Genomic DNA, 17,517 nt, shown 5'->3' with positions numbered 1-17,517 from the left:
TAACGACAAGAGAGAACGCCATGACCGAAGCATTTATCTACGACGCGGTGCGCACGCCCCGCGGCAAAGGCAAGAAGGACGGGGCGCTGCACAGCGTCAAGCCGGTCAACCTGATCGCCGGGCTGCTCAAGGCCCTGGAGGTGCGCAACACGCTGGACACCAGCCAGGTGGACGACATCGTCCTCGGCTGCGTGACCCCGGTGGGTGACCAGGGCGCCGACATCGCCAAGACCGCCGCGCTGGTGGCCGACTGGGACGAGACCGTCTCGGGCCAGCAGATCAACCGCTTCTGCGCGTCGGGCCTGGAGGCCGTGAACCTCGCCGCGATGAAAGTGCGCTCCGGCTTCGAGGACCTGGTGGTGGCCGGTGGCGTGGAGTCCATGTCCCGTGTGCCCATGGGTTCCGACGGCGGCGCCTGGGCCATGGACCCGGAAACCAACCTGCACACCAGCTTCGTGCCCCAGGGCATCGGTGCCGACCTGATCGCCACCCTGGAAGGCTTCAGCCGCCAGGACGTGGATGCCTTCGCCCTGCGCTCCCAGCAGAAGGCCGCCCGCGCCAGCGCCGACGGCTCGTTCAACAAATCCCTGGTGCCGGTCACCGACCAGAACGGCATCGTGCTGCTGGACCATGACGAGTTCATCCGCGGCGAATCCACCCTCGAGGGCCTCGGCGCGCTCAAACCGAGCTTCGAGATGATGGGCCAGATGGGTTTCGACGCCACCGCGCTGCGCAAGTACAGCCACGTCGAGCGCATCCACCACGTACACACCCCGGGCAACAGCTCCGGCATCGTCGATGGTGCCGCCGCGATGCTCATCGGCTCCGCCGCCAAGGGCAAGGAGCTGGGCCTCAAGCCCCGCGCACGCATCGTCGCCACGGCGGTGACCAGCACCGACCCGACCATCATGCTCACCGGCCCGGCGCCGGCCACCCGCAAGGCCCTGGCCAAGGCCGGGCTGTCGGTGGGCGACATCGACCTGTTCGAGGTCAACGAAGCCTTCGCCTCGGTGGTGATGAAGTTCATGAAGGACATGGGCGTGCCGGAGGAGAAGGTCAACGTCAACGGCGGCTCCATCGCCATGGGTCACCCCCTGGGGGCCACCGGCTGCGCCATCCTCGGCACCCTGCTCGACGAGCTGGAGAAGCGCAATCTGCGTTACGGCCTCGCCACCTTGTGTGTCGGCGGCGGCATGGGTATTGCGACAATCATCGAGCGAGTTTGAGGCCGGAGAATAAAAATGACTGACGCCATCCGTTACGAAAAAGGCCCGGACAACATCGTCGTCCTGACCATCGACATGCCCGGCCAGAGCGCCAACACCATGAACGCGGTGTACCGCGAGGCCATGGGCGCCACCGTGGACCGCCTGGAAGCCGAGAAGGACTCCATCGCCGGGGTCATCGTCACCTCCGCCAAGAAGACCTTCTTCGCCGGCGGCGACCTCAATGAGCTGATCAAGGTCACCCAGGCCGATGCCAACGGCTTCTACCAGATGATCCTCAAGATCAAGGGCCAGTTGCGCCGCCTGGAAAGCCTCGGCAAGCCCGTGGTCGCTGCCATCAACGGCGCGGCCCTGGGCGGCGGCTGGGAAATCTGCCTGGCCTGCCACCACCGCATCGCCATCGACGAGAGCCATGTTCAGCTCGGCCTGCCGGAAGTCACCCTGGGCTTGCTCCCCGGTGGCGGCGGCGTGGTGCGCATGGTGCGCCTGCTGGGCATCGAGAAGGCGCTGCCGTACCTCGCCGAAGGCAAGAAGGTGCGCCCGGACCAGGCTCTCAAGGCCGGCCTGATCCACGACATCGCCAAGGACCGTGACGAGCTGCTGGCCAAGGCCCGCGCCTTCATCGCCGCCAACCCCACGGCCGTGCAGCCCTGGGACGTGAAGGGCTACAAGATTCCCGGCGGCACCCCGTCCACCCCGGCCGTGGCGCAGATGCTGGCCATCGCCCCGAGCGTGCTGCGGGACAAGACCAAAGGCTGCTTCCCGGCGCCGGAGAAGATCATGTGCGCCGCCGTCGAAGGCGCCCAGGTGGACTTCGACACCGCCCAACTGATCGAGGCGCGCTATTTCACCGAGCTGACCACCGGCCAGGTGGCGAAGAACATGATCGGCACCTTCTGGTTCCAACTGAACGAGATCAACGCCGGCAGCTCCCGGCCCAAGGGCCCGGCCCGCTATGAAACCAAAAAGGTCGGCGTGCTCGGCGCCGGCATGATGGGCGCGGGCATCGCCTACGTCTCCGCCGCCGCCGGCATCGAGGTGGTACTCAAGGACGTCTCCATCGAAGCCGCCGAGAAGGGCAAGGCGTACTCCGCCGGCCTGCTGGACAAGAAGGTCGCCCGTGGCCACATGAGCGCGGAGAAGCGCGACGCCTTCCTCGCCCGCATCAAGCCGACCGTGGATGACGCCGACTTCGACGGCTGCGACCTGATCATCGAGGCCGTGTTCGAGAACCGCGAGCTGAAGGCCAAGGTCACCGCTGCCGCCGAGGCGGCTGCCCTGCCGGATGCGGTGATCGCCTCCAACACCTCCACGCTGCCCATCACCGGGCTGGCCACTGCCGTGGCCAAGCCGGAGAAGTTCATCGGCCTGCACTTCTTCAGCCCGGTCGACAAGATGCCGCTGGTGGAGATCATCCGGGGCGAGAAGACCTCGGACGAGACCCTGGCCCGTGGCTTCGACTACGTGCTGCAGATCAGGAAGACCCCCATCGTGGTCAACGACAGCCGCGGCTTCTTCACCTCGCGGGTGTTCGGCACCTTCACCAACGAAGGCATCGCCATGCTCGGCGAGGGCGTGTCGGCGGCGATGATCGAGAACGAGACCCGCAAGGCCGGCATGCCGGTGGGCCCGCTGGCGATCTCCGACGAGGTCTCCATGAGCCTGATGACTCACATCCGCAACCAGACCGCCGCCGACCTCAAGGCCGAAGGCAAAGCGATGCCGCAGCACCCGGCCTTCGCCGTGATCGACCTGATGGTCAACGAGTTCAAGCGCCCCGGCAAAGCGGCCGGCGGCGGCTTCTACGAGTACCCGGCAGGCGGCAAGAAGCACCTGTGGCCGGAACTGAAGGCGCGCTTCGAGAAGGCCGACCGGCAGATCCCGCAGGAGGACGTGCGCGACCGCATCCTGTTCATCCAGGCCATCGAGACCGTGCGCTGCGTGGAGGAGGGCGTGCTGCTGTCCACCGCCGACGCCAACATCGGCTCGATCTTCGGCATCGGCTTCGCCGCCTGGACCGGCGGGGCGTTGCAGTTCATCAACCAGTACGGCCTGGACGACTTCGTCGCCCGTGCCCGCTACCTGGCCGAGCAGTACGGCGAGCGTTTCGAGCCGCCGGCGCTGCTGCTGGAGAAGGCGGCCAAGGGGGAGGGGTTCTGATCCTCTGATGGCGTCACGACAAAGCCGGTCTCGCGCCGGCTTTGTCGTTCCTGGGGATCAGGCGGAGGCTGTCGGCATGGCGCTGCGGGGGATGATCGCGCCGGGATGGCCGATCACGGCAGCCGCAAGGCGGTGCCCGTCTTCGGCGGATACGGCGGGCGGTCGCCGCTGGATGCGTCCGGCCAGGTAGCCCGCAGCAAAGGCATCGCCGGCTGCGCAACTGTCCACCACGCGCGAGACGGGGAGAGCGGGCACCTCGATGCACTGATCGGCGGTTGCGACCAGGCAGGCAGCGGCACCGCGCTTGATCACCACTTCCGCACACCCCAGTTGGAGCGCCCGATCCGCTGCGGCCTGTGCCTCATGGGGACCGTGCAGTCGGCATTCGTCATCCAGCGTCAGCAGGGCGATGTCCGTCAGGGACAGCATCCGCTGGTGCACGGGCCGTGCTTCTTCGACGCTCCAGAGGCCCGCCCGGTAGTTGCTGTCGAAGCCGATCCGGCCGCCCTTGGTCCTGAAGTCGGCCAGCGCCGCCAGCAGCGCCTCGCGCCGCGACGGCGGAAACAGCGCGAGGCTGATGCCGGACAGGTAGAGCATGTCGAGGGGCGGCCGGGCGAGCCGCTCCTCCAGCGCGATCTCGCCGGAAAACCAGCGGCGCGCGGCGCTTTCCCCGCGCCAGTAGTGGAAGCGGCGCTCGCCCAGCGCATCGACTTCCACCAGGTACAGCCCCGGGCGTTGGCCTGGGAGCCTGGCCACCCGGCGGGTGTCGATGCCTTCGTCTTTCCAGGCGTGGAGCATCTGCTCGCTGAGGGGGTCGTCACCGAGGGCGCTGAGGTATTCGACCTGGTGCGTTGTCCCGGCCAGCAGGCGGGCAAGGTAGAGGGCGGTGTTCAGGGTGTCGCCGCCGAAGCCGCGCCTGAGCGGGGTTCCGGCGAGTTCCACCATGCACTCCCCAAGGCAGGCGATGCGCATGCGATCACCCCCGCTCGGGTGCGCGATAGGCGATGCAGTCCACCTCGACGCGGCAGTCGATCACCATGCTGGAGACCACGCAGGCCCGCGCTGGCGGGTGTTCGCCAAAGAACTCCAGGAACACGGCGTTGAAGGCGGTGAAGTCCCGGGGGTCGTCCAGCCAGACACCGCAGCGCACCACGTGCTCGGGCCCGTAGCCGGCCTCTTCGAGTATCGCCACCAGGTTGCGCAGGCACTGGCGCGCCTGGGGGACGATGCCGCCGTCCACCAGCACACCGTCCAGCAGCGGCGTCTGGCCCGATACATGGAGCCAGCCGTCGGCCTCCACGGCGCGGGCGAATGGCATGGGCTGGGTGGCACTGCCGGTGGCCCGGGCATAGCGTTTCAACTCGGTCATGGGGAACTCCTTCAGGTCCGTTCGAGTGGGTTGCGGGTGAGGAAGCGACCAGCCCTGTTCGGGCAGGCTTCGCCTGGGCGGTAGGCCAGGGTGCCGTTCACCCATACGGCATGAATGCCGGCTGCAGGGCGCAGCGGGTCCGCGAAGCTGGCGACGTCTGAAATGCTCAGTGGATCGAAGAGCACCAGGTCGGCCCAATGGCCAGTGCGGATCAGGCCACGTTGCGCCAGCCCGAAGCGACCGGCGGGAAGCGAGGTCATCTTGCGCACGGCTTCTTCGAGGCTGAACAGGCCGATGTCCTGGGCGTAGTGGCCAAGCACCCGGGCGAAGGTGCCCCAGAGACGGGGGTGCGGGTGCGGGTCTTCCGGCAGGCCGTCCGAGCCGATCATGGTCAGCGGGTGCGCGAGGATGCGTTGCACGTCCGTCTCGCTCATGCAGTGGTACACCGCGCCGGCGGGTTGCAGGTGTCGCGCCGTCTCCAGCAGGGGCAGGTCCCAGGTGGCGGCGATATCGGCGAGGGTGCGGCACGCCATGTGGGGATGGGGCTCCGACCAGGTGATCAGGATGTCGTAGGCATCAGTGACCTGGCCGAGGTCGAGGGTCGAGGCGCTGGCGGTATAGGGGTAGCAGTCCCAGCCCAGGGGTTGGCGCGTGCTGGCGTCTTCCAGGTGGGCGAGCACCTCGGCGCTGCGCCCCCAGTTGCCGGCCCCTGCGCACTTGAGGTGGGACACCACCACCGGGCTGTCGGCGTGGCGGCCTATGGCGAAGGCTTCGTCGAGCGCGTCGAGAATGCCGTCGAACTCATCGCGCAGGTGCGTCGCGTACAGGCCGCCGTGAAGGGCCAGTTCCTCGGCCAGTTGGCGCACCTCTTCGATGTCCGCAGCGCGGGCCGATGCATAGGCCAGCCCGCTGCTCAGGCCGATGGCACCATCGGTCAGGCAGGCCGCCAGCTCCGCTCGCATGGCCCGGATTTCGGACTGGGTGGCGCTGCGATCGAGGCGGTCCAAGTGGTTGTTGCGCAGGGCGGTATGCCCCACCAGGGCGGCGACGTTTACGGACGGTGCCGCCTGCTCCACCGCATCTCGGTAGTCGGCGAAGCGCCCATAGCGGAACGCTTCGGCCGGTCCCAGCAGGTTCATCGGGTCCGGCAGGTCGCCGGACAGCCTGACGGGGGCGGCGCTGATGCCGCAGTTGCCGACGATCACGGTGGTCACGCCCTGGCCCAGCTTGGGCAGCATCGCGGGGCGCTTGATCACTTCCATGTCGTCGTGGGTATGCGCGTCGATGAAGCCCGGGGCCAGGATCAGCCCTTCGGCGTCGAACACCCGGTTGGCCGTGCTGCCGCCGGCGGTCTCGCCGATGTGGGCGATGCGTCCCTGGCTGAGCCCGACATCGGCGACGAATTCCTCCGTGCCGCTGCCATCCATGACCCGTGCGTTTCGGATCAGCGTGTCGTAGTGCGTCATGCCTCAGTCCCCCAGTGGTAGTCGGTCGCCGTCCTGGCGGTATTCGTCCAGTGCCAGCTTCGCCCGGCGCAGCAGTTCCTGGCTGGCGTCGACGTTGCGCAAGGCGAGTTCCGTGGCGAGCAGGTCGATGACCAGCAGCATCCCGTAGCGGGCTGCCGTCGGTTTGTGGATGAAGTCGGTTTCGTCGAGGTGCAGCCCGAGCACCACGTCCGCCAGTGGGGCCAGCGGCCCGTCTTCGCGGGTGATGGCGAGAATCCGGGCGCCATAGCCACGCGCCAGGCGCAGGATGTCCGGCATGTCCGGGAGCGCGCCGGTGAGGGAGAGGACAATGAGCACGTCGCCCTCCGCGCAGGTCGAGGCGACCATGCGCATCATCACCGGGTCGTGATAGGCGGAGACCGGATAGCCCAGCCGTACCAGCCGGTATTGCACCTCCATGGAGAACACCGTGGAGCAGCCACCCATGCCGAAGGCATGGATGCGCCGCGCGCCGGCCAGCAGGTCGACGGCGGCCTCCAGGCGTGCCCTGTCGAGCCCGTCGAGGTGGCGGCGCAGGCTGGTTTCGATGTCCGCCAGCATCTGGCCGTGGAAGGGCGAGACCGGCGTTGCCGCTCCCGCCAGGAAGCGCTGGCCGACCCGCGAGGCCCGGGCCAGCTTGAGGCGCAGTTCCCGCAGGTCGTCGCAATCCATCAGCCGGGCGAAGCGCGACATGGCGGCCTTGCTCACGCCGGCCTTGTTGGCCAATTGGTCGATGCTGGCCGCTGCGGCGAAGGCGACGTCGTCCAGCACTGCCTCAGCGATGCGGGCGGCGTTGCCGCTGAGCTTTTCCCGGCGGCTGCGGATGAGGTACAGGATGTCCATCAGAGCACCAGCGCCAGGCCGCCGGTGAGCGCCAGGGCGATCAGGGAGATCAGTGTTTCCAGCACCGTCCAGGTCTGCAGGGTCTGGAGCACGGACAGGTTGAAGTACTCCTTGATCAGCCAGAAGCCGCCATCGTTGACGTGGGAGAGGATCAGCGAGCCCGCACCCGTGCTCAGTACCAGCAGCTCCGGATGGGGGTAGCCGCTGGCCAGGGCGATGGGGGCGACGATGCCGGCGGCGGTGGTCATGGCCACGGTGGCCGAGCCGGTGGCGATGCGCATGAGCGCGGCGACCAGCCACCCCAGCAGCAGGGGCGACAGCTCGAAGTGCGAGGACAGGGCGACGATCTCGGTGGTGATGCCGGTCTCCATGAGGATGCGATTGAGGCCGCCACCGGCCCCCACCAGCAGGGTGATGGCGGCGGTGGGTGCCAGGCAGTCGGTGCTGAACTTGAGGATCGCGTCGCGGTTGAAACCTCGCGCCAGCCCCAGGCTCCAGAAGCTGAAGAGGGTGGCGATCAGCAGGGCGACCACCGAGTTGCCGACGAACGAGAGAACCTGGTTGAGCCCGCTGCCCCGGGGGCTCAGCGCATCGGCCCAGCCTCCGAGCAGCATCAGCGCCACCGGTAGCAGGATGGTGCCGAGGGTGATGCCGAAGCCTGGCAGCGAAGCGGATGAGCCCTCGGCGCGGAGCAGTTGTTCGCCGATGGGGTTGTGGGCGGGCAGGTGGATGCGCGGTGCCACCAGCCGGGTGAAGAGCGGGCCGGCGATTGCCGTAGTGGGTACGCCCACCAGGATGGCGTAGAAGACCGTCCGCCCGACCTGGGCCGAGTATTCACCCACCGCCAGCATGGCAGCGGGGTGGGGGGGGACCAGCCCGTGGACCACCGACAGCCCGGCCACCATGGGCAGGCCGGTCATCAGGATCGACACGCCGACCTGGCGGGCCACCGTGAAGGCGATGGGCACCAGCAGCACGAAGCCCACTTCGAAGAACAGCGGCAGGCCGCACAGGAAGGCGATGGCCGCCATGGCCCAATGCGCATTGCGCTCGCCGAAGCAGGCGATCAGGGTCTGTGCAATGCGTTCCGCACCGCCGGACTCGGCCATCATCTTGCCGAGCATGGTGCCCAGGGCGACCACCAGCGCAATGTGGCCGAGCGTGCGGCCGACGCCGGCCTCGTAGGCGGTCATGATCTCGTGGGGAGGCATCCCGGCGGAGAGGGCGAGCCCCATGGAAACCAGGGTGATGACGATGAAGGGGTTGAGGCGGTAGCGCGCGATCAGCAGCACCAGGGCGATGATGGCGATGAGGGCGTGGAGCAGCAGGTGACTGCCGGCGGTGGCGGGCATCGTGTCCTCCTTGGTCGAGGCAAAGGCCGACCGTCCCGCGCGCAGGGGCGGGGCGGCTCGTTCGTGGGATGGGGGCTAGAAGAAGGTTTCCACCGCGCCCCGGACGCGGTAGCCGTCATCCACCAGCAGAAGCTGGCGCCACTTGTCGAAGGTCAGGCAGGGGTGGGAGATGTCGAAAGCCAGCATGTCCCCCACGCGCAGGTCGGCGTCGGGAGGCGTTTCCATGAAGGCGTGCTGGTCCATCATCCGTGTGAGTGTCCAGGCCGCTGGCGCGGCTGTCGGCTGGTTTCCTTCGCCGGGGCGGTGGTGCAGCGCCGGCAGCGGCATGCCGGCATCGAACGCGGCGTCGCGCTTGCCCAGGCCCACGATCGCCAGGCCCGGTTCGGGCAGGGCCTGCACATGGGCCCAGAGCTGCAATGCCGGGAGCAGGCTGCTGCCCATCTCCTGGGCCACGGCATTGCTGGCGTGGATGCGCCGGGCCGCCTCGCGGTAGATGCCGGCGTCATGCGTCAGGTAGCAGCCCGGGCGCAGCACCACCTGCAGCGGCCTGCCGATGTCCTGGCCGCTGAAGGTCTCCGCTACCACGTCGAACCAGGCGGAGCCGGCACCGGAGAGAATCACCTCGGGTTCGCCGAAGCGGCCTTCGCTGGCCAGTCGGCGGGTGCGCTCCAGCACATGGCCGAGCAACTGGCGGACCTGATGCTCCTCCTGCAGCACGCCTTCGTAGACCTCGCAGCCCACCAGGCTGATCGCCTGGGGCCAGCGTGCGATGGCGGCCAGCACCTCGGCTTCCTGGGCTGCATCCCGAACGCCGGTGCGCCCTCCCTGCGTACCGAACTCCAGCAGCACCCGCAGGCGCTGGCCGGCCTCGCTGAAATGGCGCCCCAGTGCCTCGACGTTGGTTGGCGACTCCACCAGGCAGAAAAAGTCGAAATCAGGGTCTTGGAGCAGGCGCGAGATGATCGCCATGTTGGCCTTGCCCACCAGTTGGTTGGCCATCAGCACGCGGCGCACGCCGTGGTTGCGTGCGGCCTGGACCTGGGGCGCGGTGGCCAGGGTGATGCCCCAGGCGCCGTGTTCCAGTTGCCGGTGGAACAGCGCCGGGCTCATGGTGGTCTTGCCATGGGGGGCCAGTTGCACGCCATAGGCCTGGATGAACCGGCTCATCCAGGCCAGGTTGTGTTCGATACGATCCTGGCGCAGGACGGCTACGGGCAAGCTGACATCGTCAGCGAGAAGCTCCCAGCCCAGCATCGGGACATCGCCAATGCGGCTGTTGGCAGGGCTCGGGCCCAGGCCTTTGCCGTTGGGATCGAGGGGGCGCTCTTGAAACTTATTTTCATCCACCGCGTGTTCCTCCATGGCTTTGTGAAAAGAAGTACCAATCCGTTGTGGAGGGCGCCACTGGCCGGCAACCGCGAGCAGGCGTTGGCCGATGCACTCCTGTCAGCCAGGTGAATCAGTCGCAGATCCAGGGATGAGGCGGGGCTTCAGAAAGGGGGTGTCGGATTCCTGAGGTGAGATTTGCTCAGGCTGGCTGGGTCGGGATCGAATTCATCAGCCGCTGTGGTCGATTGCAGTCCCGGTATGGGACGGCGCAACCCGTCCTGATCGGTTCTATCCGCTTCTCGAACTCTCCATGAGTCTTCCGGCATCCGGTCGGATGCGAGGGTGGGGACGGTGGTTCGGCAGGCCTGCGCAACGTGCTGTCCGCACGCACCTGGGCGACTGTCGGCCGCTATAATGCGCGGCATTCTGCATAGGAGCCTCCATGTCGAGCCACGCTCTGCACAACGTCATCGCAATCATCTGGTTCATCATCTGTTGGGTCGGCTACACCCGCTACGCCATCTGGAAGGGTCGCGACACCCCCTGCCTCGCCTCGGTCATGCACCTCTACCGCGAGGACTGGATGCGTCGGCTGCTGATGCGCGACAACCGCATCGCCGATGCCAGCGTGATCGCCAACCTGGAGCGCAATGCTTCCTTCTTCGCTTCCAGCACCCTGATCATCCTCGCCGGCGTGCTCACCGTGCTGGGCTCTACCGAGCGCGCGGTGTCGGTCCTCGCCGACCTGCCGTTCGTGCAGTCGGCCACCCGCGGCATCTCCGAGGTGAAGCTGCTGTCCATCGCAGTGGTGTTCGTCTATTCCTTCTTCACCTTCAGTTGGTGCATGCGCCAGTACAACTTCGCCGCCGTGCTGGTGGGTTCGGCCCCGCTGATCGGCGAGCGCAACGTGGGTGATCAGGAGCGCAAGGACTTCGCCGTGCGCGCCGCACGGGTCATCTCCCTGGCGGCCAACCAGTTCAACCTGGGCCTGCGCAGCTACTACTTCGGCCTGGCCATGCTGGCCTGGTTCATCAACCCCTGGTTCTTCATGATCGTGACGGCGGGCGTGGTGCTGGTGCTGTACCGCCGCGAGTTCCATTCCGCTGTTCTGGACGTGATGGTCTACACCCCGACCCGGGCACCCGAGCCGCCCAAGGAGAAAGAGGAATGAGTCTGCCGTTCTGGTGTGTGTTCTTCGCCGCGTTGCTGATCTACATCGCACGGATTCCCGTGGGCAAGGCGATGAAGGAGGAGGGCAGTGGTTACGACAATCACAACCCCCGGGCTCAGCAGGCGCGCCTCACCGGTTTCGGGGCGCGGGCTCTGGCGGCGCACATCAACAGCATCGAGATGTTCCCGCTGTTCGTCGCCGGGGTGCTGATGGCCCACACCACCGATACCCGTGGCTGGCTGGTGGATGGCCTGGCGCTGACCTTCATCGCGGCGCGGCTGGTGTTCCTGTTCTGCTACTGGCGCGACCTGTCGACCCCGCGCAGCCTGGCCTGGTTCGTCAGCCTGCTGTGCTGCCTGGTGCTGATGCTCAGCCCGGCACTCTGATCCCCATGGCCCCGGTCAGGCCGGGGCGCATTTCTGCCGAGCGCTGCCAGCCGAGCAGCGCCTGGCCCTTCAAGCCAGTATGCGCAACCTCACCCACCACGGGCGGCGGACGGCCGCCCGGCGTAGGCGTCCCGGGTGGCCGGGCATGCCGGCTCGTCCTGGGACGGCTGGCTGGCCGCGAGCAATAAGTCCAGCGCCTGGGAGGCGGACTCCTCGGCAGCGGCGAGGCGGTCTTCGGTGGTGGGTTCGCAGGCACTGAGCGCCAGCGTGAGGGCGAGACAGAGGGGCAGGGCGAAGTGTTTGCGCACGGTGGTCCTCCTGGACAAGGCGGACGCTAGGGCATGAGGCCGCCAGCCGGGGCTGCCCGGCGGTTGACCGACGGCGGTATCATGCGCGCCTTACCGCCAACGCCATGGGAAGTACCGGATGAGCGAAAACCCGATCTTCGACAACGCCCAGCGATTCCTCGCTGTGCTGCGTCACTGCCAGGTCCTCGGGATGCGCGTACACAGCGCCGACCACAAGGGCCTGACCCTCTGCCTGCCGTACAGCGAGCAGATCATCGGCAACCCGGAGACCGGCGTGATCCATGGCGGCGCCATCACCACCCTGATGGACACCACCTGCGGCATTTCCACCGTATGCGTGCTGCCGTCCTTCGAGATCTGCCCGACCCTGGACCTGCGCATCGACTACATGCACCCGGCCGAGCCGAACAAGGACGTCTACGGGTTCGCCGAGTGCTACCGCGTCACACCGAATGTGATCTTCACCCGTGGCTACGCCTACCAGGACGACCCCGAGCAGCCTATCGCCCACGTGGTCGGCGCCTTCATGCGCATGGGCAAGGCCATTGGCGGGAAGACCGGCAAAGCTGGAGGTGCGGCATGAGCCTGGACCTGAGCGCCCTGGTGCGCGAAGCCCACGAGAAGAACGATTACGACGCCCTGGTGAGCGCCATCCCCTATGCGCGTCTGCTGGGTATCGAGTGCCTGCGGCTGGGCGACGACATGGTCTTTCGCCTGCCCGCCAGCAAGGACAGCATTGGCAACCCGACCTTGCCGGCGATCCATGGCGGGGTGATCGCGGGGTTCATGGAACACGCGGCGATGCTGCACCTGCTGACCTTCATGGGCACGCCACATTTGCCCAAAATCATCGACTTCTCGATAGATTACCTGCGCGCCGGGCACTATCGTGACACCTACGCCCACTGCCAGGTCTGGCGACAGGGGCGGCGTGTCGCCAACGTCGCCATCACCGCCTGGCAAACCACTCAGACCGAGCCCATTGCCACTGCTCGAGCCCACTTCAAGGTCGACGAACCCTGACCCGTGGCCGGGCGCGATGTGCCCGGTCCATGCAACAAGGAATCCTGGATGGATGCACTCCTGATCCTCGGCGGCCTGCTGTCGATCCTCTTCAGCCTGGTCTGGCTGGTCATGCTGGCTTTCGGTACCAGCCTGCTGTGGGGCTTCGGCAGCCTGTTGCTGCCGCCGATCACCCTGGCCTACATCGCGGCGCACTGGCGCACTGCGCGCAAGGCCGTGATGCTCCTTGCGCTGGGCATCATCCCACTGGTGGTGGGCCTGACCATGCTCGCCTACCGCGACCCCGAGCGCCTGCACGCGCTGCTCAGCCTCGACTGGGCCAAGCCGGAGAAGCAGGCCCCGGGCGAACTGGTCATCCACCTGCGAGGCGAACTCAACGGCCAGCCTTTCATGCCCCAGCAGGCCGAGCTGATCGAAGGTGTGCTGAGCCTGCGCGAAGGGCAGGACTTCTTCGCCCGCCGCGAGGTGAGCATCCGCCTGCCCAGCCAGCCCGAGGGCGACGTGCGCCTGGACATTCTCCCGGACGATCCGGGCAGCAAGCCCGAAGTGGAAATAAGCTGGTTGCTCCCCGAGCAGGAGCTGCCGGAGGCCCGCCGCCTGAGCAAGGGCTACACCCTGCACCTGGACCTCAAGCGCACCGGCCCCAATACGCTGGCCGGCGGCTTCCACCTGGTGCTGCCGCCGCAACTGCGCACCACCTTGAGCGGCGATCTGGAGCTGTTCACCGACCGCCTGCGCTACGTCAACGGCCAGGTCGATCTGCGCCACGACTCCCAGGACACCCTGGCCTACGTCGCCCGTGACTACCTGCAACGTCGTTTCGCCACCCGCGAGGTGCAGGTCACCCATCTGCCCCCGGTGAGCCTGCCGTCCCGTGACCTGGACCTGGACGTGGAGGCCCGCATCGACGGCGTGGCCCAGCGCCTGCCGCTGCAGTTCCTCAAGAGCGACCTGCGTGGCTGGACCATTCGTGGTGATGCCTTCCCGCCGTTGCCCGCCGTGGAGGCCAAGCCCGCCACCGCCGAGGCCGAGCCCGAAGAGGCGCGCCCCAGCCGCCCGGTGGACCGCCGCCAGCGCTTTTCCCTGGAACGCCTGCTGACCAACCCCAACCGCTACCAGAACCTCACGGTACGGGTGCAGACCGCCCGAGGCAGCCAGGTGGAAGGGCGCTTCACCGGGATCAACCCCGATGGCCAGGTGGTCATCCAGCGCAACGTCTCCGGTGCCGGTTCCGCCAGCTTCGTGCTGCGCCCCGAAGAAATCGCCCGGATCGAATTGCTGGAGCCCTGAACCCGCTTCCACCCCGCCAGGCGTGCGCTCCCGCGCATCCTGGCGACGCCGCTCGTAGCGTCGTGTGAAAAAAGCCCTTGAAATTCCACAGCATGGCCCCATCTCGGCTGACATCCGCCGCCCCTGCGGCTTCAACCGTCCTTGGAGCTAGATGACCATGAGTGTGGAAACTCAAAAAGAAACCCTGGGCTTCCAGACCGAGGTGAAGCAGCTGCTTCACCTGATGATCCATTCCCTCTATTCGAACAAGGAAATCTTCCTCCGCGAGCTGATTTCCAACGCCTCCGACGCCGCCGACAAGCTGCGTTTCGAAGCCCTGGCCAAGCCCGAGCTGCTCGAAGGCGGTGCCGAGCTGAAGATCCGCGTGAGCTTCGACAAGGACGCCAAGACCGTCACCCTCGAAGACAACGGCATCGGCATGAGCCGCGATGAAGTCATCGCCCACCTCGGCACCATCGCCAAGTCCGGCACCGCCGACTTCCTGAAGAACCTCTCCGGCGACCAGAAGAAGGATTCGCACCTGATCGGTCAGTTCGGCGTGGGCTTCTATTCCGCCTTCATCGTCGCCGACAAGGTGGACGTGTTCACCCGCCGCGCCGGCCTCTCCGCCGCCGAGGGTGTGCACTGGTCCTCCCGCGGCGAGGGCGAGTTCGACATCGCCAACGTCGAGAAGGCCGAGCGCGGCACCCGCATCGTCCTGCACCTGAAAGCCGGTGAGGAAGAGTTCGCCGATGGCTGGCGCCTGCGCAACGTCATCAAGAAGTACTCCGACCACATCGCCCTGCCCATCGAACTGCCGAAGGAGCACCACGGCGAAGAGAAGGACAAGCCGGCCGAGCCCGAGTGGGAGACCGTCAACCGCGCCAGCGCCCTGTGGACCCGTCCGCGCACCGAGGTGAAGGACGAGGAGTACCAGGAGTTCTACAAGCACATCGCTCATGACTTCGAGAACCCGCTGTCCTGGAGCCACAACAAGGTCGAAGGCAAGCTGGAATACACCTCGCTGCTCTACGTACCGGGCCGCGCACCGTTCGACCTGTACCACCGCGAAGCGCCGAAGGGCCTCAAACTCTACGTCCAGCGCGTGTTCATCATGGACCAGGCCGAGCAGTTCCTGCCGCTGTACCTGCGCTTCATCAAGGGCGTGGTGGACTCCAACGACCTGTCCCTGAACGTCTCCCGCGAGATCCTCCAGAACGGCCCGGTGATCGACTCCATGAAGTCGGCACTGACCAAGCGCGTGCTGGACATGCTGGAGAAACTGGCCAAGAACGAACCCGAGCAATACAAGGGCTTCTGGAAGAACTTCGGCCAGGTCCTCAAGGAAGGCCCGGCGGAAGACTTCGCCAACAAGGAGAAGATCGCCGGCCTGCTGCGCTTCGCCTCCACCCACGACGAGAGCGGCGAGCAGAGCGTCGGCCTGGCCGACTACATCGGCCGCCTGAAGGACGGCCAGGACAAGGTCTACTACCTCACCGGCGAGTCCTACGCCCAGGTGAAGAACAGCCCGCACCTGGAAGTCTTCCGCAAGAAAGGCATCGAAGTGCTGCTGCTCACCGACCGCATCGACGAGTGGCTGATGAGCTACCTCACCGAGTTCGACGGCAAGCAGTTCGTCGACGTCGCCCGTGGCGACCTGGACCTCGGCAAGCTGGACTCGGAAGAGGACAAGAAGGCCCAGGAAGAAGTCGCCAAGGCCAAGGAAGGGCTGGTGGAGCGCCTGAAGGGCGCACTGGGTGAGCAGGTGGCCGAGGTGCGTGTCTCTCACCGCCTGACCGATTCCCCGGCGATCCTCGCCATCGGCGAACAGGACCTGGGCCTGCAGATGCGCCAGATCCTCGAAGCCAGCGGGCAGAAGGTGCCGGACTCCAAGCCCATCTTCGAGTTCAACCCCAGCCACCCGCTGATCGAGAAGCTCGACAACGAGCAGGATGAAGAGCGCTTCGGCGAGCTGTCCCACATCCTCTTCGACCAGGCCGCCCTGGCCGCCGGCGACAGCCTGAAGGACCCGGCCGCCTACGTGCGCCGCCTGAACAAGCTGCTGGTGGAACTCTCCGCCTGAGTCGAACGGTCGTAACCGCTGCCATGAAAAAGCCCGCGTCAGCGGGCTTTTTCATGGGGCATTGGCGATCAGAAGATGCCTTGCTTGCTGGCCTCCAGGATGGTGGCCTTGTTGTTGTCGTAGTGAACCTGATTCAGCTGGGTAAAGGGGTTGGCAATGAAAGCACCCGGAAGCAGGAGAATCTGGAACCAGGTGCGGACGCCATCCTGCTTGGACAGCCTGGCCAGTTCCTGCCCGCTGCGATCACGGTAGATGGTTTCAGTGATCACATGCTCTTCTGCAGTTGCCGGGATGACGGCGAATGTGAAGCCACTGATGAAAGCCAGTGCCATGCTCCCGTGGCCGTCACTGGTCACCTTCACTTCCGCCGTGATGTCCGCATCGCCGAAGCCTTCATTGACCGAGGAGAACAGGTTCGATTCCTTGTAGGCCTTGCCGACGATGTCTGACCACGCTTTGACGGCAGCCGGTGGAACGGCGCTTTGCTCATCGTTCATCCTGATCTGGCCTTCCACGACATAACGCATCGAAGGCTTCTGTTCCTTGGCCGCCGGCCAGGCGCCCAGGTCAGCGGTTTCGCCGGAGCGGAAGCCCGCGCAACCGGTGAGCAGGGCCAGGCCCAGGAAGAGGGCGGAGATTCGCAGGAGACGGGTCATTTCGTGTGTTTCCCAAGGTCGGATTGATACTGGTTGAGCAGGTCGTCGAGCGCGCTGCGGCGCTCCGGGCTGCCGTTGACGGTGCCCATCGAGTAGAGCGAGACGCTGTGTTCGGCGTGCTGGCGGGTCTGGTAGCTGTAGAGCAGCTTGCCCTGTGCATCGCTGACCTGGAGGCGGCCGCTGACGTTGGACTCGTCGATGTGGGTCGTGCCGCCGAACCAGATGTAGCCGGTCAGGGTCACGATGGCGAAGGGGAAGTAGCCGCCATAGGGCCGACGGTGGACGTTGTAGGTGTCGAAGCTGAACGAGAGCACCTGGTCATCGGCCGTGATGGCCTGGCCGGGCATGCGCACGTTGCTGAACCGATTGCTCGCCTTGAGGTAGTTGCCCAGGCTGAGGGTCATGCCGGTGGACTGGGTCTTTCCGGCATTCCAGTTGACAAAGGTCTTGTCGGTGACCTCCACGCTGGCCAGGGCGACGCTCTGCTGGCTGGTGGTGGCGGTCTTGTCGGGAGTGGGGAAGTCCGTGCCCTGGGGCACGGTAGCGCACCCGGTCAGCATCGACAGGGCGAGAAGGACAGCGGCGAAAGGCCCCTTCATGTCACGCTCCTTGTGAGGGAAATGGTTGAGTGTTCTTGGTGCCGGGAAAACGGCGGCGAGATGATGCCGATATGATGGCGCCGCTGCAACGGGGCACCGTGATCCCATACAGCGAAACGCGAAACCCTGCACGAATGGCCGGCGGAGCCTGTCCAAACGGTCGCATGCGCTTGGTGCGCGGTAGCGCTAAGCTCCACTGCCGGCCGATGAGGCCCCGCCGAGTGGCTGCCCGACCCATCCGTCCCGAGAGAGGTGATCC

Annotated in this window: 18 protein-coding genes; 9 read left to right on the top strand and 9 right to left on the bottom strand. The window is 66.6% G+C overall.

The genetic code is table 11. The features are described 5' to 3' along the window. Positions 1-20 precede the first annotated feature (20 nt). Together A7D27_RS18200 and A7D27_RS18195 are read left to right on the top strand one after the other, a co-directional pair. Positions 21-1,226, top strand: a complete 1,206-nt coding sequence (locus A7D27_RS18200) for an acetyl-CoA C-acetyltransferase (RefSeq protein WP_069565655.1) — start codon at positions 21-23, stop codon at positions 1,224-1,226. 15 nt (positions 1,227-1,241) lie between these two features. After that, positions 1,242-3,386, top strand: a complete 2,145-nt coding sequence (locus tag A7D27_RS18195; protein ID WP_069565654.1) for a 3-hydroxyacyl-CoA dehydrogenase NAD-binding domain-containing protein — start codon at positions 1,242-1,244, stop codon at positions 3,384-3,386. 57 nt (positions 3,387-3,443) lie between these two features. On the opposite strand, the gene A7D27_RS18190 is transcribed toward A7D27_RS18195, so the two are convergent. The 6 genes from A7D27_RS18190 to A7D27_RS18165 all read right to left on the bottom strand — a co-directional run bounded on the left by A7D27_RS18190 (position 3,444) and on the right by A7D27_RS18165 (position 9,601). After that, complete coding sequence (locus A7D27_RS18190; protein WP_069565653.1) at positions 3,444-4,358, bottom strand: sugar kinase; 915 nt, start codon at positions 4,356-4,358, stop codon at positions 3,444-3,446. A gap of 4 nt (positions 4,359-4,362) precedes the next feature. After that, a complete protein-coding gene (locus tag A7D27_RS18185) occupies positions 4,363-4,755 on the bottom strand; it encodes a RidA family protein (RefSeq protein ID WP_139131141.1) in 393 nt (130 codons plus the stop codon). A gap of 11 nt (positions 4,756-4,766) precedes the next feature. Further along, a complete protein-coding gene (locus tag A7D27_RS18180) occupies positions 4,767-6,221 on the bottom strand; it encodes an amidohydrolase family protein (RefSeq protein ID WP_069565652.1) in 1,455 nt (484 codons plus the stop codon). A gap of 3 nt (positions 6,222-6,224) precedes the next feature. Further along, on the bottom strand, positions 6,225-7,082 hold the full coding sequence (locus A7D27_RS18175; protein ID WP_069561233.1) for a MurR/RpiR family transcriptional regulator: 858 nt from the start codon (positions 7,080-7,082) through the stop codon (positions 6,225-6,227). Further along, positions 7,082-8,434 (bottom strand): gluconate:H+ symporter, encoded by a 1,353-nt coding sequence (locus tag A7D27_RS18170; RefSeq protein WP_069565651.1) that lies wholly within the window; start codon positions 8,432-8,434, stop codon positions 7,082-7,084. The genes A7D27_RS18175 and A7D27_RS18170 overlap by 1 nt, the downstream gene beginning before the upstream one ends. Before the next feature lie 75 nt (positions 8,435-8,509). Next, complete coding sequence (locus A7D27_RS18165; protein WP_256557184.1) at positions 8,510-9,601, bottom strand: amino acid deaminase; 1,092 nt, start codon at positions 9,599-9,601, stop codon at positions 8,510-8,512. A 12-nt stretch (positions 9,602-9,613) separates the two neighbouring features. Between A7D27_RS18165 and A7D27_RS28790 the strand changes: the two genes are divergently transcribed. The 3 genes from A7D27_RS28790 to A7D27_RS18155 all read left to right on the top strand — a co-directional run bounded on the left by A7D27_RS28790 (position 9,614) and on the right by A7D27_RS18155 (position 11,320). Next, entirely contained in the window at positions 9,614-9,892 is a 279-nt protein-coding gene (locus tag A7D27_RS28790) for a hypothetical protein (RefSeq protein WP_240919494.1), read from the top strand. A 313-nt stretch (positions 9,893-10,205) separates the two neighbouring features. Next, positions 10,206-10,934, top strand: coding sequence for a DUF599 domain-containing protein (locus A7D27_RS18160; protein ID WP_069561230.1), 729 nt, complete (start codon positions 10,206-10,208; stop codon positions 10,932-10,934). Then, positions 10,931-11,320, top strand: a complete 390-nt coding sequence (locus tag A7D27_RS18155) for an MAPEG family protein (RefSeq protein ID WP_069565649.1) — start codon at positions 10,931-10,933, stop codon at positions 11,318-11,320. Before A7D27_RS18160 ends, A7D27_RS18155 begins: the two co-directional genes overlap by 4 nt. A gap of 89 nt (positions 11,321-11,409) precedes the next feature. On the opposite strand, the gene A7D27_RS18150 is transcribed toward A7D27_RS18155, so the two are convergent. Next, on the bottom strand, positions 11,410-11,628 hold the full coding sequence (locus A7D27_RS18150; RefSeq protein WP_069565648.1) for a hypothetical protein: 219 nt from the start codon (positions 11,626-11,628) through the stop codon (positions 11,410-11,412). A 118-nt stretch (positions 11,629-11,746) separates the two neighbouring features. Here A7D27_RS18150 and A7D27_RS18145 point away from each other — a divergent pair, with 118 nt between their 5' ends. From A7D27_RS18145 to htpG, 4 genes are all read left to right on the top strand, one after another. After that, positions 11,747-12,211, top strand: coding sequence for a PaaI family thioesterase (locus A7D27_RS18145; RefSeq protein ID WP_069561227.1), 465 nt, complete (start codon positions 11,747-11,749; stop codon positions 12,209-12,211). Next, positions 12,208-12,651 (top strand): PaaI family thioesterase, encoded by a 444-nt coding sequence (locus A7D27_RS18140; RefSeq protein ID WP_069561226.1) that lies wholly within the window; start codon positions 12,208-12,210, stop codon positions 12,649-12,651. Before A7D27_RS18145 ends, A7D27_RS18140 begins: the two co-directional genes overlap by 4 nt. A 48-nt stretch (positions 12,652-12,699) precedes the next feature. Beyond that, entirely contained in the window at positions 12,700-13,941 is a 1,242-nt protein-coding gene (locus A7D27_RS18135; RefSeq protein WP_069565647.1) for an MFS transporter, read from the top strand. A 157-nt stretch (positions 13,942-14,098) separates the two neighbouring features. Continuing rightward, positions 14,099-16,003 carry a molecular chaperone HtpG gene (htpG, locus tag A7D27_RS18130; RefSeq protein ID WP_069561285.1) on the top strand — a complete coding sequence of 635 codons (1,905 nt, stop codon included), beginning with the start codon at positions 14,099-14,101 and terminating at the stop codon, positions 16,001-16,003. A gap of 68 nt (positions 16,004-16,071) precedes the next feature. Here the strand turns inward: htpG and A7D27_RS18125 are convergent, their stop codons facing one another. Together A7D27_RS18125 and A7D27_RS18120 are read right to left on the bottom strand one after the other, a co-directional pair. Further along, the gene (locus A7D27_RS18125) at positions 16,072-16,659 is read right to left on the bottom strand and encodes a hypothetical protein (protein ID WP_069561224.1); all 588 of its coding nucleotides are present in this window, start codon (positions 16,657-16,659) and stop codon (positions 16,072-16,074) included. After that, on the bottom strand, positions 16,656-17,258 hold the full coding sequence (locus A7D27_RS18120) for a hypothetical protein (protein ID WP_069561223.1): 603 nt from the start codon (positions 17,256-17,258) through the stop codon (positions 16,656-16,658). Before A7D27_RS18120 ends, A7D27_RS18125 begins: the two co-directional genes overlap by 4 nt. Positions 17,259-17,517 lie beyond the last annotated feature (259 nt).

The sequence above is a fragment of the Pseudomonas sp. 1D4 genome, assembly GCF_001728925.1.
GTDB classification, from domain to species: domain Bacteria; phylum Pseudomonadota; class Gammaproteobacteria; order Pseudomonadales; family Pseudomonadaceae; genus Metapseudomonas; species Metapseudomonas otitidis.
Note: the sequence above shows the minus strand (reverse complement) of the source record. Positions and strands in the feature narration are given on the sequence as shown.

Excerpts from the sequence above, each read along its gene's own strand:
- A7D27_RS18195 (WP_069565654.1), top strand. The coding sequence starts at position 1,242 with ATGACTGACGCCATCCGTTACGAAAAAGGCCCGGACAACATCGTCGTC.
- A7D27_RS18190 (WP_069565653.1), bottom strand. The coding sequence starts at position 4,358 with ATGCGCATCGCCTGCCTTGGGGAGTGCATGGTGGAACTCGCCGGAACC.
- A7D27_RS18140 (WP_069561226.1), top strand. The coding sequence starts at position 12,208 with ATGAGCCTGGACCTGAGCGCCCTGGTGCGCGAAGCCCACGAGAAGAAC.
- A7D27_RS18170 (WP_069565651.1), bottom strand. The coding sequence starts at position 8,434 with ATGCCCGCCACCGCCGGCAGTCACCTGCTGCTCCACGCCCTCATCGCC.
- htpG (WP_069561285.1), top strand. The coding sequence starts at position 14,099 with ATGAGTGTGGAAACTCAAAAAGAAACCCTGGGCTTCCAGACCGAGGTG.
- A7D27_RS18175 (WP_069561233.1), bottom strand. The coding sequence starts at position 7,082 with ATGGACATCCTGTACCTCATCCGCAGCCGCCGGGAAAAGCTCAGCGGC.
- A7D27_RS18180 (WP_069565652.1), bottom strand. The coding sequence starts at position 6,221 with ATGACGCACTACGACACGCTGATCCGAAACGCACGGGTCATGGATGGC.
- A7D27_RS18160 (WP_069561230.1), top strand. The coding sequence starts at position 10,206 with ATGTCGAGCCACGCTCTGCACAACGTCATCGCAATCATCTGGTTCATC.
- A7D27_RS18165 (WP_256557184.1), bottom strand. The coding sequence starts at position 9,601 with ATGAGCCGGTTCATCCAGGCCTATGGCGTGCAACTGGCCCCCCATGGC.
- A7D27_RS18125 (WP_069561224.1), bottom strand. The coding sequence starts at position 16,659 with ATGACCCGTCTCCTGCGAATCTCCGCCCTCTTCCTGGGCCTGGCCCTG.
- A7D27_RS18155 (WP_069565649.1), top strand. The coding sequence starts at position 10,931 with ATGAGTCTGCCGTTCTGGTGTGTGTTCTTCGCCGCGTTGCTGATCTAC.
- A7D27_RS18120 (WP_069561223.1), bottom strand. The coding sequence starts at position 17,258 with ATGAAGGGGCCTTTCGCCGCTGTCCTTCTCGCCCTGTCGATGCTGACC.
- A7D27_RS18185 (WP_139131141.1), bottom strand. The coding sequence starts at position 4,755 with ATGACCGAGTTGAAACGCTATGCCCGGGCCACCGGCAGTGCCACCCAG.
- A7D27_RS18200 (WP_069565655.1), top strand. The coding sequence starts at position 21 with ATGACCGAAGCATTTATCTACGACGCGGTGCGCACGCCCCGCGGCAAA.
- A7D27_RS18145 (WP_069561227.1), top strand. The coding sequence starts at position 11,747 with ATGAGCGAAAACCCGATCTTCGACAACGCCCAGCGATTCCTCGCTGTG.
- A7D27_RS18135 (WP_069565647.1), top strand. The coding sequence starts at position 12,700 with ATGGATGCACTCCTGATCCTCGGCGGCCTGCTGTCGATCCTCTTCAGC.